The organism is Acidovorax sp. BoFeN1 (genome assembly GCF_003345135.1).
GTDB classification, from domain to species: Bacteria; Pseudomonadota; Gammaproteobacteria; order Burkholderiales; family Burkholderiaceae_C; genus Acidovorax; species Acidovorax defluvii.
Map to the genome: position 1 here is coordinate 19736 of NZ_QOZT01000016.1, position 14724 is coordinate 34459.

Below are 14724 nucleotides of genomic sequence, written 5' to 3' on the forward strand. Positions count from 1 at the left end.
TTCGTCGGCCTGGAGGCGCGCATTTGCTACACTTTGCCCATGTTCATACACCACGTGTTCATTACAGGTTGCAGCGACCGGGGAGCCTGGCCCTGGCGTAAGCCTGTCTTTTTGAACGCCTGATGGCACCTGGGCCTCTTTCCCAGCGTGCACCCGTGGCCCCGCCGGGGCCTGTCGAATGAACAGCGGCGCTTTGTACAACGCGCTGCCTCAGCTGGGAGCTCTCCCCGTGATCACGGAACTTGAATTCAAAAGCCTGGCCGGTGAAGGCTACAACCGCATCCCGCTCATGGCGGAAGCCTTTGCGGACCTTGAAACCCCGCTCTCGCTTTACCTGAAGCTTGCGCACAGCAAAGACGGCGGCAAGCACAGTTTCTTGCTGGAATCGGTGGTGGGCGGCGAGCGGTTTGGCCATTACAGCTTTATTGGTCTGCCCGCCCGAACCTTGTTGCGCGCCAGCGGTTTTGGTGCAGACGCCAAAACCGAGGTGGTGACCGACGGCCAGGTGGTGGAAACCGCGCGCGGCAACCCGCTCGATTTCATTGAGAGCTACCAAAAGCGCTTCAAGGTGGCCCTGCGCCCGGGCCTGCCGCGCTTTTGTGGTGGCCTGGCGGGTTACTTTGGCTATGACACGGTGCGCTACATCGAAAAAAAGCTCGAAACCACCTGCCCGCCCGATGCGCTGGAAACCCCCGACATCCTTTTGCTGCAGTGCGAAGAGCTGGCTGTTATCGACAACCTCTCGGGCAAGCTTTACCTGATCGTCTATGCCGATCCGGCCCAGCCCGAAGCCTATGGGAAGGCCAAAAAGCGGCTGCGCGATCTCAAGGACCAGCTTAAATACTCGGTGAGTGCCCCGGTGGTCAAAGCCACCGAAAACCACCCCGCACAGCGCAGCTTTGCCAAGGCCGACTATCTTGCGGCCGTGGACCGGGCCAAGGAGCTGATTGCCGCCGGTGATTTCATGCAGGTGCAGGTGGGCCAGCGCATCCACAAGCGCTACACGGAAAGCCCCCTGAGCCTGTACCGCGCGCTGCGCTCGCTGAATCCCTCGCCGTACATGTATTTCTACAACTTTGGAGATTTCCATGTGGTGGGCGCCAGCCCCGAGATCCTGGTGCGCCAGGAGCACACCGATGCAGGCACCAAAGTCACCATCCGGCCACTGGCTGGCACACGCCCGCGCGGTGCCACGCCCGAGAAGGACAAGGCCGCCGAGGTGGAACTCATCAACGACCCGAAAGAGCGTGCCGAGCATGTGATGCTGATCGATCTGGCGCGCAACGACATCGGGCGCATCGCCCAGACGGGCACCGTCAAGGTGACCGAAGCCTTTGTGGTCGAGCGCTACAGCCACGTGATGCACATCGTGAGCAACGTCGAAGGCCTGCTGAACGAGGGCATGACCAGCATGGATGTGCTCAAGGCCACCTTCCCCGCAGGCACCCTCACGGGCGCGCCCAAGGTGCATGCCATGGAGCTGATCGATCAGCTCGAACCCGTCAAGCGCGGGGTGTACGGCGGTGCCTGCGGTTACCTGAGCTACGCGGGCGACATGGACGTGGCCATTGCGATCCGCACCGGCATCATCAAGGACGGCACGCTGTATGTGCAGGCCGCCGCGGGTGTGGTGGCCGACTCGGTGCCCGAGCTGGAGTGGAAGGAAACCGAACACAAGGCGCGCGCCCTGATGCGCGCCGCCGAACTTGTCGAGGAGGGGCTGGAATGACCCAGGCCATCAACAACGTGCAGCATTGCACCACCATGGACGATGTGCGCCGCCACATCGATGCGCTGGACGACGTGCTGGTGCCTTTGCTGGTAACGCGCGGCGGCTACATGACCCAGGCCGCGCGCATCAAGCAGGATGCGTCGCAGGTGCGTGACGAAGAACGCATCCAGGCCATCGTGGACCGCGTGCGCGCCCGCACCCAGATCGAGGGCGGCGAGCCCGACGTGATGGAGGCCATCTACCGCAGCATGATGGAGGCCTACATCGCCCATGAACACCGCGAGTTCGCGCGCCTGCGCCCAACCGCCACGCAGGAGGGGTGAGGCCATGAAACTTTTGATGGTCGACAACTACGACAGCTTCACCTACAACATCGTCCAGTATTTCGGCGAACTCGGCGCGCAGGTGGAGGTGTTCCGCAACGACGAAATCACCGTGGCCGAGATCGAAGCGCGCCTGAACGCCGGCCAGCTCGATCGCCTCGTGATCTCGCCCGGCCCCTGCTCGCCCGCAGAGGCCGGCATCTCGGTGGCTGCCATCCAGCACTTTGCCGGCAAGCTGCCCATTTTGGGCGTGTGCCTGGGCCACCAGGCCATTGGCGCGGCGTTTGGCGGCAGCATCGTGCGGGCCCAAGAGCTCATGCACGGCAAGACCAGCGTCATCACCACCACGCAAAAAGGCGTGTTTGCCGGGCTGCCCGCGCAGTTCACGGTGAACCGCTACCACTCGCTCGCCATCGAGCGTGCCACCTGCCCCGAGGTGCTGGAAATCACCGCCTGGACGGAGGACGGCGAGATCATGGGCGTGCGCCACAAGACGCTGCCGATTGAAGGCGTGCAGTTCCACCCCGAGAGCATCCTCACCGAGCACGGCCACGCCATGCTGCGCAATTTTCTGGAGCAGGCAGTTTGATTGCTATTTTTTAGATAGCTGTTGCCGCTTGCCTGTATTGGACTTTCGGCCAATTTCATTGAAACGCACACCGGAAAGAACACCATGCCCATCACCCCCCAGGAAGCGCTGCAGCGCACCATCGAACACCGCGAAATTTTCCACGACGAGATGCTGCACCTGATGCGCCTGATCATGCGCGGCGAGCTCTCGCCCGTCATGACGGCCGCCATCGTGACCGGCCTGCGCGTGAAAAAGGAAACCATTGGCGAGATCACCGCCGCCGCGCAGGTGATGCGCGAGTTTTCCACCCAGGTGCATGTGCCAGACACCACGCACATGGTTGATATCGTGGGCACGGGCGGCGACGGCGCCAACACCTTCAACATCTCCACCTGCGCCACCTTTGTCATCGCGGCGGCGGGCGGCAAGGTCAGCAAGCATGGTGGGCGTAGCGTGAGCAGCAAGAGCGGCAGCGCCGACGCCATGGAAGCCCTGGGCGTGCACATCAACCTGTCGCCCGAAGCCATTGCCCAGTGCATTGCCGAGGTGGGCATCGGCTTCATGTTCGCGCCCAACCACCACCCGGCCATGAAGAACGTGGCGCCCGTGCGCAAAGAGCTGGGCGTGCGCACCATCTTCAACATCCTGGGTCCGCTGACCAACCCCGCGGGCGCCCCCAACATCCTCATGGGCGTGTTCCATGAAGACCTGGTGGGTATCCAGGTGCGTGCCCTGCAGCGCCTGGGCGCGCAGCACGCGCTGGTGATCTATGGACGCGACGGCCTGGACGAGATCAGCCTGGGTGCCTCTACCCTGGTGGGTGAACTCAAGGACGGCGCCATCCGAGAATACGAAGTGCACCCCGAAGACTTCGGCCTGGCCATGAGCAGCACCCGCCAGCTGCGCGTGGAAACCCCCGAGCAGTCGCGCACCATGATGCTCGACGTGCTCCATGGCAAGCCTGGCGCGGCCAGTGACATCGTCTGCCTCAACGCCGGTGCCGCGCTGTATGCCGCTGGCGTGGCCAGCTCCATCCCCGACGGCCTGGCCCGCGCCCGCGCAGCCCTGACCTCGGGCGCGGCACTCGCCAAACTCGATCAATTGGTAACGCTCACCCATTCACTGGGAGTCTTGTAATGGAAACATCTATCTGGAACTACCCCGGCACCTGGGTCTGGCTGGGTATCACGGCCGTGATGGTGGTCGGGTTTGTGCTGTTTGCGCTGGCCCTGCACCGCACGCTGCGCCGCCCCCCGGCTGAGACCAGCGCCCCACAGCCGTCATCGTCAAAGCCCGCCGCGCCAGGCGCCTCGGCTGCCACCCCACGGCCGCAAGACCACCAGACACCATGAACGATGTTCTGAAGCGCATCGTCGCGCGCACCCCCGCGCCGACGGCCTGATCCCGGACGCGCACCATGTGGCAGGACCCTGGTACCTGGATCGCATTGGGCGTCTCGGCGCTTTTCGTCGTGGCCGGGTTCGTCATGCACCGGGTTTTTGTGCGGGTGCTCAAGACGCCGGAGCCTCCGGCAGTGGATGCCGATCAGTCGGTGCCGCCAAAGGATGCGCCTTGACACCGCTACCACTCCGCCTTCCGATCAGGCCCACATCCCTGCCGGTGTGGGCCGGGATGCTGGCCATGCAGCCAAGGGTATGGCTGCCCGAAAACCTGGAGTCGGCTGCTTCCAGACGCGAAATCATCCTAACGACTGCGCTGTCGGGTCTGTTTTGCAGCGCATCCGTGTTGTGGATGACCGGTCTGAAGGAAGGCCCCGCATTCTGGGTTGTTGCGCTCCTTTGCACGGGTTTGGTCGTGCTGGCGATGCATCTGCAATGGCGAAGCAAGCAGGTTCGCCGGGGGTGGATCGTTGATTTTCAGCAGGGCAGCCTGACACCGGTAGGTCTTGCCCAACGCGAGCGCATTCAAATTGACCCTGCCCAATACAGTCTGGGTTGCTATCCGGCCGCCACCAGAGAAACTGGTGCGACCTTCTTGCTGGAACTGCGGCATGTTCGCCGTGGACCTGTGGCCGCATTGACCTTGGTGCATCTGACTTCCCGGCCGTTTCAGCGCAACCTGCGCATTCTTGACCGCTGCGTGAACACGCTGGCAGAGCGCCTGCGGATCCGCCGCTCGGGCGCACCACTGCTCGCGGGTTCAGACGTGCCCCATGCCCGTTGACCATTCCACCATTTCCCTCTTAAACCATGTCTGACATCCTGAACCAAATCGTCGCCGTCAAGCACGAAGAAGTCGCCGCCGCCCAAAAGCGCCTGCCCCTGGCCGCCATGCGCGCCGACGCCGAGAGCCGCGTGCTCACGCGCGACTTTGAAGGCGCGTTGCGCGCAAAAATCGCCAAGGGCCAGGCGGCGGTGATTGCCGAGATCAAGAAGGCCAGCCCGAGCAAGGGCGTGATCCGCGCCGACTTCATTCCCGCCGACATTGCCCAAAGCTACGCCGACGGCGACGGCAAGGTGAGCGCGGCCTGCCTCTCGGTGCTGACCGACAAGCAGTTTTTTCAGGGCAGCGTGGACTACCTCAAACAGGCCCGCGCCAGCTGTCAGCTTCCTGTGCTGCGCAAGGACTTCCTCGTGGACCCGTACCAGGTGTACGAGGCCCGCGCCATGGGTGCCGACGCCATTTTGCTGATCGCCGCCTGCCTGGATGATGCCCAGATGGCAGACTTCGAGGCCATCGCGCGCGGGCTGGACATGGCCGTGCTGGTGGAGGTGCACGACCGCGCCGAGCTGGAGCGGGCGCTCAAGCTCAAGACGCCGCTGATCGGCATCAACAACCGCAACCTGCGAACCTTCGAGGTCACGCTGGACACCACGCTGGGCATGCTCGCCGACGTTCCCAAGAATCGCCTGCTGGTCACCGAGTCCGGCATCCTGAAGCCTGCCGACGTCAAAACCATGCGCGACGCCGGTGTGCACGCCTTCCTGGTGGGCGAGGCCTTCATGCGCGCCCCCGAGCCGGGGCTGGAGCTGGCCAAGCTGTTTGCTTGAAATTAACTTCCCCAGAGTCGCCTTCCCCCCGCTCTCGCATCGCTGCGGGCATGGGGACGCCACCCGTGCGGCGGGGCGGCCCTTGCACGGTGGCCGCTGGCCTGGGCTGCGTCAGTGCCAGGGATCGCGGGTGTTGCAGAACGGGGGCGCCATTGACTGCAAAAGTTATAGCTGCTCGCGCTTGCTTAATAAGCGCTGGAGGCCGATTTGACTCAATTTTCTGTACTGAACGACGCCGCACTGGCGCCGACGCAACTGCTAAGCGCTGACCCCGCCGACTGGCCCGTGGCGCCGGGCTGGCAGCCGCTGGTGCAGGCATTTTTTGAGGGAGCGGTGGGCGGCAAGCTGCGGGCTTTCCTGCAGGCGCGGCTCGAGGCCGGGGCCGTCATTTTTCCGCCGCGCCCGCTGCGCGCGCTGGAACTCACGCCGCCCGATGAGGTGCGAGTGGTCATCCTGGGGCAGGACCCGTACCACGGCCGGGGCCAGGCCGAGGGGCTGGCGTTCTCGGTGGCACCCGGCGTGGCGCTGCCTCCGTCGCTGCGCAACATCTTCAAGGAACTGCAGCGCGACCTGGGCACGCCGCCGCCCGCGTTTCCGCTGCCCGGCGGCAGTTTGGCCAAGTGGGCGACGAGCGGCGTGCTGCTGCTCAACACGACCCTCACGGTGGAAGAAGGCCAGCCCGCCAGCCACGCGGGCAAGGGCTGGGAGGTGCTGACCGACGCCGTCATCCGCCATGTGGCCGAAGGGCACCGACCGGTGGTGTTCATGCTCTGGGGCGCGCATGCGCAAAGCAAGCGTGCCGTCATTCCTGCGGACCGGGGGCACCTGGTGTTGTGTGCCAACCATCCCTCGCCGCTGTCGGCGTTGCGGCCGCCGGTGCCTTTCATTGGCTGCGGGCATTTTGGATTGGCGCGGGGGTTTCGGGAGGGGCAGGTTGAGGGCTGATTTCGTGCTTTGCGCTTGATGGGTCTGCGGTTTTAGCTATGTTTTTATAGTTTTTGCTGTGCTCTTAAGGGCGGGGGCCGGGTCTCGCCCCGGCGGGCGAGGTACTTGTTCTTTGCTTCGCCAAAGAAAAGTACCCAAAAGAAAGGCGACCCTGCAGTCTGCGACCCCTGCGGGGCAAACCTGCGTCGGGGCGTTTGCGGGGTGCGCCGTGGAACTCGCTTTGCGCTGGCGCGCTGCGCTCGGACAACCACGGCGAGTCAGATCACGAAGCATGCGCGCGAAGGCGCCCATGCCACCCCGCAAACGCCCCGCCGCAGGCGCAGCCAGAAGGGGGTGGGCAGCCGAACAGCCCGACAGCCAAACAGCCACACGGGCCATTGCTGCGCTCGGCCCAGTCTGCGCAGCGCGTGGCGCTTGCGCCCGGGCGGTGTGGGCCGAGCGCAGCAATGGCCCGAGTGGGTGTCCGCTTGCGGGTTCCTTCAGGATGCGCCGAGGAGCGCAGGTTTTGGCGGATGAGGGCTCGCGTCTGTTTGAGTGACGCGAAGCGGCGCGAGTTTAGCGAGACCCCGACAAAACTGAGCACCGCAGGTTGCCCGCAGCGAAGCGAAGGGACGCAGCCTGTAGGGTCGCTTTTTCTTGGCTTACTTTCTTTTGGCGAGGCAAAAGAAAGTGAGTCGCCCGCCGGGGCGAGACCCGGCCCCCGCACTCGGCAAAGGCACACTACAAGCTATAAAAACAATAACTACTAGCGCTTTGTGTATAAGCGCCAGCAGCCAAATAGGCTCAAATTGTCAGCCCGCACCGCCCTCAAAACCGCGGCAACTCCGGGTGCTTGATCTGCCCGCCCCGCACCAGCATCTTCCCGTACTCCGCACACCGGTTCAGCGTGGGGATCACCTTGCCGGGGTTGAGCAGGCCAGCCGGGTCGAAAGCGTATTTCAGGCCAAACATCTGCGCGTTTTCTTCGGCGCTGAACTGCACGCACATGCTGTTGAGCTTTTCCACCCCCACGCCGTGCTCGCCCGTCACCGTGCCTCCCATGGCCACACTGGTTTCCAGGATGTCGGCGCCAAACAGCTCGCAGCGGCGCAGTTGGTCGGCGTCGTTTGCATCAAACAAAATCAGCGGGTGCAGGTTGCCGTCGCCCGCGTGGAACACGTTGGCGCAGCGCAGCTGGTATTTTTTCTCCATCTCCTGAATGGCCAGCAGGATGTCGGCCAGGCGCTTGCGCGGGATGGTCGAGTCCATGCACATGTAGTCGGGGCTGATGCGGCCGCTGGCGGGAAAGGCGTTCTTGCGCCCGCTCCAGAAACGCAGGCGCTCTGCCTCGTCGCGGCTGACCGAGATGGCGGTGGCGCCCGCAGCGCGCAGCACCTCGCTCATGCGGCCGATTTCTTCCTCCACCTCTTCGGGGGTGCCGTCGCTTTCGCACAGCAAGATGGCTTCGGCCGTCAGGTCGTAGCCTGCGTGCACAAAGTCTTCCACGGCGGCCGTCATGGGCTTGTCCATCATCTCCAGCCCGGCGGGAATGATGCCGGCGGCAATGACGGAGGCCACGGCATCGCCCGCTTTGCGCACGTCGTCAAAGCTGGCCATGATGCAGCGCGCCAGCATGGGCTTGGGGATGAGGCGCACGGTGACCTCGGTGGTGACGGCCAGCATGCCCTCGCTGCCGATCACTGCGGCCAGCAGGTCGTAGCCGGGTGCGTCGAGCGCCGCGCTGCCAAATTCGACGGGCTCGCCTTCCACCGTGAAGCCCTTGACCTTGAGCACGTTGTGCACCGTGAGGCCGTATTTGAGGCAGTGCACGCCGCCCGAGTTTTCAGCCACGTTGCCGCCGATGGTGCAGGCGATCTGGCTGCTGGGGTCGGGCGCGTAATACAGGCCATAGGGCGCCGCCGCATCGCTGATGGCCAGGTTGCGCACGCCGCACTGCACCACGGCCGTGCGGCTTTCGGGGTTCAGGTCGAGGATGCGGTTGAAGCGGGCCAGCGACATCGTCACGCCCATGGCGTGCGGCATGGCGCCGCCCGACAGGCCCGTGCCCGCACCGCGCGCCACCACGGGCACCTGGAGCTGGTGGCACACCTTGAGCACGGCCTGCACTTGCGTCTCGGTTTCGGGCAGGCACACCACCAGCGGGCGCTGCCGGTATGCGGTGAGGCCATCGCATTCGTAGGGCGTGGTGTCTTCGCTGTGCCAGAGCAGGGAATGCTGGGGCACCACGCGGGTGAGGGCCTGCACGACTTCAGCCTGGCGCGCAGAGCGCTCGGCGGGCGAAGGGGCGGCAACGGACATGCTGTCGGTGTTCATGGTCGCCACTGTAGGGGATGGGGACGGGCGGGGTGTGAGGTTTTCTGCAGGTGTTTGTGAAAAATACCGAAATGCTCACTAATTGATAGCTTCTAGCGCTTGATGGACAAGCGCTGGGGCTGATTTTTGCCTGAACTTGGTGGAGGAGGGCGCGGCTCGGGCGAGGGCAGCCGAGCAAGGGCCGCCCCGCAGCGAGGGCTGCGTCCCCCTTCCCGGCGCAGCCGAGAGAAGGGGGAAGGCGCCAAAGGCGACTCAGGGGGATGCCTCTACTCAGGGGGATGCCTCTACTACGCCATGGTCTTGCGCAGCCACTCGGCAAACGCGGCGCATTCCCAGCGGTCCATGGTGCCGGTGCGCCAGCACAGGTAGTGCGCGTGCGGGCTGGCGGTGTCGGTGGCAAACAGGCGCACCAGCGTGCCGTTTTCGAGCCAGGGCGCGCCCAGCTTGAGGCGAACCAGCGCCACGCCCATGCCGGCTGCGGCGCCGTCGCACATAAGGCCGATGTCGTTGAACTGCGAGCCCTCGCTGGGCTCGGCCCAATCGAGGCCGGTGGCGGCAAACCAGGTGCGCCAGGGTTCCAGCGGGCTGCGCAACAGGGGCACGCCTTCCAGGTCTTCGGGACGGTCAAAGGGGCCGTGCTCGCGCACGAAGGCGGGCGAGGCCAGGGGTGTGACCACGTCGCGGGCAATCTCGACATGCTCCACGTCGGCATAGTGGCCCGCGCCAAAGCGCACCATCAGGTCGGCGTCTTCGGCCACCACGTCCAGCAGCGGAATGGACACCTGCAAGGCCAGGTCGATCTCGGGGTAGGCCTCGGTGAACTGGCGCAGGCGCGGGATGAGGATGGTGCGCGCAAACGTGGGCGTGACGGCCAGCTTGAGCCGCCGCCGCCCCGGCGCCGCTACCTGGCCCGGAAAGCGCTGCAGCGCGCCCAGCCCTTCGCGGACATGGGCCAGGTAGGCGCTGCCTTCGGTGGTCAGCGAAAAATCGGCGCGGCCGAACAGCCGCACGCCCAGGATCTGCTCCAGCTGCTTGACCCGGTGGCTCACGGCGCTGGGCGTGACACACAGCTCTTCGGCCGTCTGCGTCACGCTGCGCAGGCGGGCCAGGGCTTCAAACGTCAGCAGGCACTGGATGGGCGGAATGCGCCGCGCCGCGCTGCTGAGGAAAGAGGACGGTGTTGCCGTGGCCATTTAGCAAACCCCTGGAATGTGTGCTGCCCGTGGCGCCTGAGACAGGCCCGGCTCAAGCGAAGGCCGCCGCGCAAGGGCCGCCATGCCGCGTAGGCGGCGTTTCACTGGCGTGCACTGGCGGCGTCCCCCTGCCTGCGGCGCGCAGCGCCGCGAGAGCGGGGGGAAGGCGCGAAGCGACTCAGGGGGGTGTTCCATATCTCTAGCGGAAGATCACGGTCTTGTGGCCGTTGAGCAGCACGCGGTGCTCGCTGTGCCACTTCACGGCGCGGGCCAGCACCTGGCTTTCGGTGTCGCGGCCGCGGGCGGTGAGGTCTTCCACGGTGTCGGTGTGGTCGGCGCGGGCCACATCCTGCTCGATGATCGGGCCTTCGTCGAGGTCGGCGGTGACGTAGTGGGCAGTGGCGCCGATGAGCTTCACGCCACGGTCATGTGCCTGGTAATACGGCTTGGCACCTTTGAAGCTTGGCAAGAAGCTGTGGTGGATATTGATGGCCCGTCCGGCTAGTTTTTGACACAGATCAAGTGAAAGTATCTGCATGTAACGAGCCAGCACCACCAGTTCGGCCCCTTCGGCCTCGATAATCTCGTACTGTTTGGCCTCGGCCTGCGCCTTGGTGGTGCCGGTGAGGGGAATGTGGTGGAACGGCACGTTGTAGCTGGCTGCCAGTTGGTAGAAGTCGCGGTGGTTGCTGATGATGGCGCGGATGTCGATGGGCAGCAGGCCGCTCTTCCAGCGAAACAGCAGATCGTTCAGGCAATGGCCTTCCTTGCTGACCATGAGCACGGTTCTGACGGGCTGGGCCGTGGCATGCAGGCTCCAGCGCATCTGGTGGGGCTCTGCAAAGGTGGCCAGGCGGGTCTTCAGGGTGGCGTGGTCGTGCTGGTCGCAGGCAAACTGCACCCGCATGAAAAACAGGCCCGTGGCGTTGTCGTTGTATTGGGCGGCTTCTTCGATGTTGCCGCCATGCTCCAGCAGGAAACCAGAGACGGCGTGCACCAGCCCCAGGCGGTCGGGGCACGAGAGAGTAAGGATGTAAGCGTGGGTCATAGCTGTGCGATTGTCGCAGCAAGGCCCGCAGGTGTCGGAATAAGGAACTTCATGTACATCCCGTGTTTCGTCGCGAAACTCACCCCCTGGTGGGGAGTGGCGCTGTACCTCGCCTTTGGCCTTGCATGGGTGTTCGCGGGCGATGCGCTGTTGGCCCAATGGGCTGGCACGCCCGAGCAGATTGCGCATTTTCAGACCTGGAAGGGCTGGGCGTATGTGCTCTTCACCAGTGCCCTGGCCGGCTGGCTGCTGGCGCGCATGCGCAAGGTGGAGCGGCAACGCTCGGCGGCGGCGCGCGAGCTGGCGCAGATAGTGCACCACGCGCCGGTGGGCATGGCGCGCGTGGCACTGGATGGGCACATTCTGTGGGCCAATGGCTGCCTGTGCCGAATGCTGGGCATGGAGCTGGCCGAATTGCAGGCCCAGAATATCCGCAAGATCGTTCAGGCCGACGACCCGGAACAGGCCACGCAGCAGCTGGCACGCCTGCTGGCGGGCGAGATTGACCACTACCTGGGGCCGCGGCACTACACCCGGCCGTCTGACGGGCATGTGGTGCATATGCTCAACACCGTGACCTACGTGCCCGAGGAGGGCGACGAACCGGCCCACCTGGACTGCGTGTTGCAAGAAATGGGCGAGATCCAGGCCGCGCGCACCGCCCTTGAGCGCAGCGAGACACGCCTTCGCCTGGCGGTCGAGGGCAGCGGGGGCGGTATGTGGGACCGCGATCTGGTGCGGTCGCGCACCGTCTTTTCGCCCAGCGTGGCGCGCATGCTGCACTACACAGGCGATGATTTTGCGCGGGATTTCCGCCCGCGCGAGCGGCTGCATCCCGACGACCGCGAGCGCATACGCCTGGCTGTGCGTTACGCCCTGGCCTCGGGCGAGCCATTTGTCGAGAAGGCGAGGTTGCGGTGCTTTGACGGCAGCTATCGCTGGTTCATGGCGCGGGGGGTGCGCCACCTGAACGAGGCGGGGCAGCCTGATCGTTTCTCGGGCATCCTGACCGATCTGACCCGCGAGCGCCAGGTCGATGAGCGCCAGCGGCTGGCATCCACCGTGATGGACCACATGAGCGAAGGCGTGATCGTGACGGACACGCACAACCGCATCCTGTCGGTGAACGCTTCGGTCACGCGGCTCCTGGGCTACGCGGAAGACGAGCTGTTGGGCAAGACGCCGCGCATCTTCAAGTCGGGTCGGCATGACCGGGCGTTTTACGAGGCGATGTGGGAGTCGATGAAGCGCACCGGGCGCTGGCAGGGTGAAATCTGGAACCGGCGCAAGAACGGCGAGGTGTTTCCAGAGCACATCTCCATGAGTGTGGTGCGCGATGCCGCTGGCACGGCAACGCACTATGTGTGCATGTTCACCGACATCTCCGATGAGAAGGCGCAGCACCAGCGCATGGAGTTTCTGGCGCACAACGATGCACTCACCGGCCTGTCCAACCGCTTGTGGTTCTGCGGACAGCTGGAAGACGCGGTGGTGCAGGCCCGCGGCAGCGGCGAGCACATGGCCGTGCTGCACCTGAACCTGGACCGGTTCAAGGATGTCAACGACAGCTATGGCCATGCCATTGGCGACCAGGTGCTCAAGGACATCGCGCGCCGCGTGCAGGCAGCCATGCGGCCGGGCGACCTGCTGGGTCGCATGGCGGGGGACGAACTGGCCGTGGTGGTGCGCCACCTGCGCCATGCCGATGGCGCGGCGGCGGTGGCACGGCAACTGATCGCCACGGTGGCGGAGCCTTGGCGCTCGCCCGATGGGTTCGAAGTGGTGGCCGGTGCGAGCGTGGGCATCTGCATGTTTCCCGAACATGCCGCCACGGCCCAGACCCTGCTGCAGGGGGCCCATGCCGCGGTGTACGGAGCCAAGGCGCTGGGGCGTGGGGCCTGGTGTTTCTACACCGAAGCAATGACCCAGTCCGCGCGCGACCGGCTGGCGCTGGAGTCGCGCCTGCGCCAGGCGCTGGCGCACGGACACATGGTGCTGCATTACCAGCCGCAGATCGACATTGCCACGGGACGCATCGAGGGCGCGGAGGCGCTGGTGCGCTGGAACGATCCCGAGGAGGGAATGATTGCGCCCGGCCGCTTCATCCCCGTGGCCGAAGTGTCGGGCATCATTGGCCCCCTGGGGGAGTGGATCATCGGCGAGGCTTGCCGGCAGGGGCAGCGCTGGCGCGATGAGGGGCTGCCCGCACTGACGCTGGCGGTGAACGTGTCGCCGCGCCAGTTTCAGTTGACCGATCTGGCGGACTGCACGGCGTCGGCGTTGCGGAAAACCGGATTTCCGGCCGCCCAGCTGGAGCTGGAAATCACCGAGAGCGCGCTGGCCGAGCGCGAAGACCAGGCGCTGCTGACCATGCGGCGCCTGCGCGACCTGGGCCTGCGGCTGGCGGTGGACGATTTCGGCACCGGCTATTCATCGCTGGCGCAGCTCAAACGGTTTCCCATCGACGTGCTCAAGATCGACCAGGGGTTCATCCGCGACATTCCGCAAAACGCGGACGACATGGCCATCAGCGCGGCCATCATCGCCATGGGCCACAGCATGGGCCTCAGGGTGCTGGCCGAGGGCGTCGAGACGGCCGAGCAACTGGCCTTCTTGCGTGAGCGCGGTTGCGACAGTTTCCAGGGGTATTACTGCAGCCGCCCCGTTCCGGCCGAGGTGTTTGCCGCCCTGGTGCGGGCCCAGCAGGTCAGGTAGGCGCGGGCGCGCTACTTCGTCGGCGGGCGCAACGCCGCGCACGCGTCATAGGGGGGCAAAGGTGCGGTGGTGATGACCATATCGATTCCTGTTTCTGTAGCTGCTTGCACTTTATCGGTAAGCGCTGAGACCACTTTTGCAGTCAGGCCGGCCGGCCAGTGCGTGGGAATGCCCCGGTGGCGCAGCACATGCTCGCCGCCCGCCACCAGCAACACGGTCTGGCCCGGGCGCACGGCCTCCTGGGCGGCCCGTGCCAGGCTGGCATCGCGCGCGATCTGGATGCGCGCCATGGCGGGCAGCCGCGCCGCAGGCAGCAGGCCGCAGTGGCCCTGCTGCAGGGCATCGAGCAGTTGCTGGCGGGCGGCGGTGGCAAGGTGGTCGTCCCAGTGGTTTTCCTGCATGGCCGCCGCCATGGCGCTGCGCGGAAGGTTGCCGCCGAGCACGGGCACCCCGGCGCGCACGGCGGCCATGGTCACGGGGCCGTAAGCGGACCAGGGCCAGGCCGCGTGCTGCCATTGCAGGGCCGCCTGCACCTGCGCCTCGGAAGCATCGCGCGGCAGCGCAGCGGTGCTGTGGCCGCGCTCGGCCATCTCCAGCACCAGGGCCGCCAGCTGCCCACGCGCCGCCAGCCATAGCACCGTGTCGCGCTGCAGGCGCTGGTGCTCGGGGGCATCGTGCTGCTCACCCAGCAGCAGCACGTCGGTGCGGTGCCCGGTGTCCAGCGGCGCCGGCCACAGGGCAGCAGGCAGCACGGCGGGGCGGCTGGCGCAGCCGGCCAGGGACAGGGCGGTAAGGGCGCCTCCCAGCCGCCACAGGAATTTGGACAATGCAGGCCACATGGCGCCATGCTACGCGACCCTTTCTTGACTTGTG

The 14724-nt window shown here is 65.6% G+C and carries 14 protein-coding genes; 10 read left to right on the plus strand and 4 right to left on the minus strand.

Annotation, left to right across the window (positions count from 1 at the left end; genetic code table 11):
• Positions 1 to 229 precede the first annotated feature (229 nt).
• The 9 genes from trpE (at position 230) to DTW89_RS06205 (ending at position 6582) form a co-directional block, all read left to right on the plus strand.
• Positions 230 to 1729: an anthranilate synthase component I gene (gene trpE, locus DTW89_RS06170; RefSeq protein ID WP_114655317.1), complete on the plus strand. Its 1500-nt coding sequence runs from the start codon at positions 230 to 232 to the stop codon at positions 1727 to 1729.
• A complete protein-coding gene (locus tag DTW89_RS06175) occupies positions 1726 to 2055 on the plus strand; it encodes a chorismate mutase (protein WP_087747810.1) in 330 nt (109 codons plus the stop codon). Before trpE ends, DTW89_RS06175 begins: the two co-directional genes overlap by 4 nt.
• 4 nt (positions 2056 to 2059) lie before the next feature.
• Positions 2060 to 2644, plus strand: coding sequence for an anthranilate synthase component II (locus DTW89_RS06180; RefSeq protein WP_114655300.1), 585 nt, complete (start codon positions 2060 to 2062; stop codon positions 2642 to 2644).
• An 84-nt stretch (positions 2645 to 2728) separates the two neighbouring features.
• A complete protein-coding gene (trpD, locus tag DTW89_RS06185; RefSeq protein WP_114655318.1) occupies positions 2729 to 3763 on the plus strand; it encodes an anthranilate phosphoribosyltransferase in 1035 nt (344 codons plus the stop codon).
• On the plus strand, positions 3763 to 3978 hold the full coding sequence (locus tag DTW89_RS06190; protein ID WP_111866321.1) for a hypothetical protein: 216 nt from the start codon (positions 3763 to 3765) through the stop codon (positions 3976 to 3978). Before trpD ends, DTW89_RS06190 begins: the two co-directional genes overlap by 1 nt.
• Before the next feature lie 65 nt (positions 3979 to 4043).
• On the plus strand, positions 4044 to 4202 hold the full coding sequence (locus DTW89_RS19495; protein ID WP_201740954.1) for a hypothetical protein: 159 nt from the start codon (positions 4044 to 4046) through the stop codon (positions 4200 to 4202).
• A 56-nt stretch (positions 4203 to 4258) separates the two neighbouring features.
• Complete coding sequence (locus DTW89_RS06195; protein WP_114655301.1) at positions 4259 to 4810, plus strand: hypothetical protein; 552 nt, start codon at positions 4259 to 4261, stop codon at positions 4808 to 4810.
• Between the two features lie 26 nt (positions 4811 to 4836).
• Complete coding sequence (trpC, locus tag DTW89_RS06200) at positions 4837 to 5637, plus strand: indole-3-glycerol phosphate synthase TrpC (protein ID WP_111866317.1); 801 nt, start codon at positions 4837 to 4839, stop codon at positions 5635 to 5637.
• Positions 5638 to 5862: 225 nt separating this feature from the next.
• Positions 5863 to 6582 carry a uracil-DNA glycosylase gene (locus DTW89_RS06205; RefSeq protein WP_114655319.1) on the plus strand — a complete coding sequence of 240 codons (720 nt, stop codon included), beginning with the start codon at positions 5863 to 5865 and terminating at the stop codon, positions 6580 to 6582.
• Positions 6583 to 7389: 807 nt separating this feature from the next.
• Here DTW89_RS06205 and DTW89_RS06210 read toward each other — a convergent pair.
• The 3 genes from DTW89_RS06210 to purU all read right to left on the minus strand — a co-directional run bounded on the left by DTW89_RS06210 (position 7390) and on the right by purU (position 11136).
• Positions 7390 to 8895, minus strand: a complete 1506-nt coding sequence (locus DTW89_RS06210) for an FAD-linked oxidase C-terminal domain-containing protein (RefSeq protein ID WP_024813184.1) — start codon at positions 8893 to 8895, stop codon at positions 7390 to 7392.
• 287 nt (positions 8896 to 9182) lie between these two features.
• On the minus strand, positions 9183 to 10088 hold the full coding sequence (locus DTW89_RS06215; RefSeq protein ID WP_114655302.1) for a LysR substrate-binding domain-containing protein: 906 nt from the start codon (positions 10086 to 10088) through the stop codon (positions 9183 to 9185).
• Between the two features lie 199 nt (positions 10089 to 10287).
• Positions 10288 to 11136, minus strand: a complete 849-nt coding sequence (gene purU, locus DTW89_RS06220) for a formyltetrahydrofolate deformylase (protein ID WP_024813182.1) — start codon at positions 11134 to 11136, stop codon at positions 10288 to 10290.
• A gap of 51 nt (positions 11137 to 11187) precedes the next feature.
• Between purU and DTW89_RS06225 the strand changes: the two genes are divergently transcribed.
• The gene (locus DTW89_RS06225) at positions 11188 to 13851 is read left to right on the plus strand and encodes a sensor domain-containing protein (protein ID WP_114655303.1); all 2664 of its coding nucleotides are present in this window, start codon (positions 11188 to 11190) and stop codon (positions 13849 to 13851) included.
• A gap of 11 nt (positions 13852 to 13862) precedes the next feature.
• Here the strand turns inward: DTW89_RS06225 and DTW89_RS06230 are convergent, their stop codons facing one another.
• Positions 13863 to 14690 (minus strand): ChaN family lipoprotein, encoded by an 828-nt coding sequence (locus DTW89_RS06230; protein WP_114655304.1) that lies wholly within the window; start codon positions 14688 to 14690, stop codon positions 13863 to 13865.
• Between the last annotated feature and the right edge of the window lie 34 nt (positions 14691 to 14724).

What these genes read in the sequence shown, in the direction of transcription:
- DTW89_RS06215 (WP_114655302.1), bottom strand. Translation starts at nt 10,088, where the DNA reads ATGGCCACGGCAACACCGTCCTCTTTCCTCAGCAGCGCGGCGCGGCGC.
- DTW89_RS19495 (WP_201740954.1), top strand. Translation starts at nt 4,044, where the DNA reads ATGTGGCAGGACCCTGGTACCTGGATCGCATTGGGCGTCTCGGCGCTT.
- DTW89_RS06195 (WP_114655301.1), top strand. Translation starts at nt 4,259, where the DNA reads ATGCTGGCCATGCAGCCAAGGGTATGGCTGCCCGAAAACCTGGAGTCG.
- DTW89_RS06230 (WP_114655304.1), bottom strand. Translation starts at nt 14,690, where the DNA reads ATGTGGCCTGCATTGTCCAAATTCCTGTGGCGGCTGGGAGGCGCCCTT.
- trpC (WP_111866317.1), top strand. Translation starts at nt 4,837, where the DNA reads ATGTCTGACATCCTGAACCAAATCGTCGCCGTCAAGCACGAAGAAGTC.
- trpD (WP_114655318.1), top strand. Translation starts at nt 2,729, where the DNA reads ATGCCCATCACCCCCCAGGAAGCGCTGCAGCGCACCATCGAACACCGC.
- DTW89_RS06190 (WP_111866321.1), top strand. Translation starts at nt 3,763, where the DNA reads ATGGAAACATCTATCTGGAACTACCCCGGCACCTGGGTCTGGCTGGGT.
- DTW89_RS06210 (WP_024813184.1), bottom strand. Translation starts at nt 8,895, where the DNA reads ATGAACACCGACAGCATGTCCGTTGCCGCCCCTTCGCCCGCCGAGCGC.
- DTW89_RS06175 (WP_087747810.1), top strand. Translation starts at nt 1,726, where the DNA reads ATGACCCAGGCCATCAACAACGTGCAGCATTGCACCACCATGGACGAT.
- DTW89_RS06180 (WP_114655300.1), top strand. Translation starts at nt 2,060, where the DNA reads ATGAAACTTTTGATGGTCGACAACTACGACAGCTTCACCTACAACATC.
- DTW89_RS06225 (WP_114655303.1), top strand. Translation starts at nt 11,188, where the DNA reads ATGTACATCCCGTGTTTCGTCGCGAAACTCACCCCCTGGTGGGGAGTG.
- purU (WP_024813182.1), bottom strand. Translation starts at nt 11,136, where the DNA reads ATGACCCACGCTTACATCCTTACTCTCTCGTGCCCCGACCGCCTGGGG.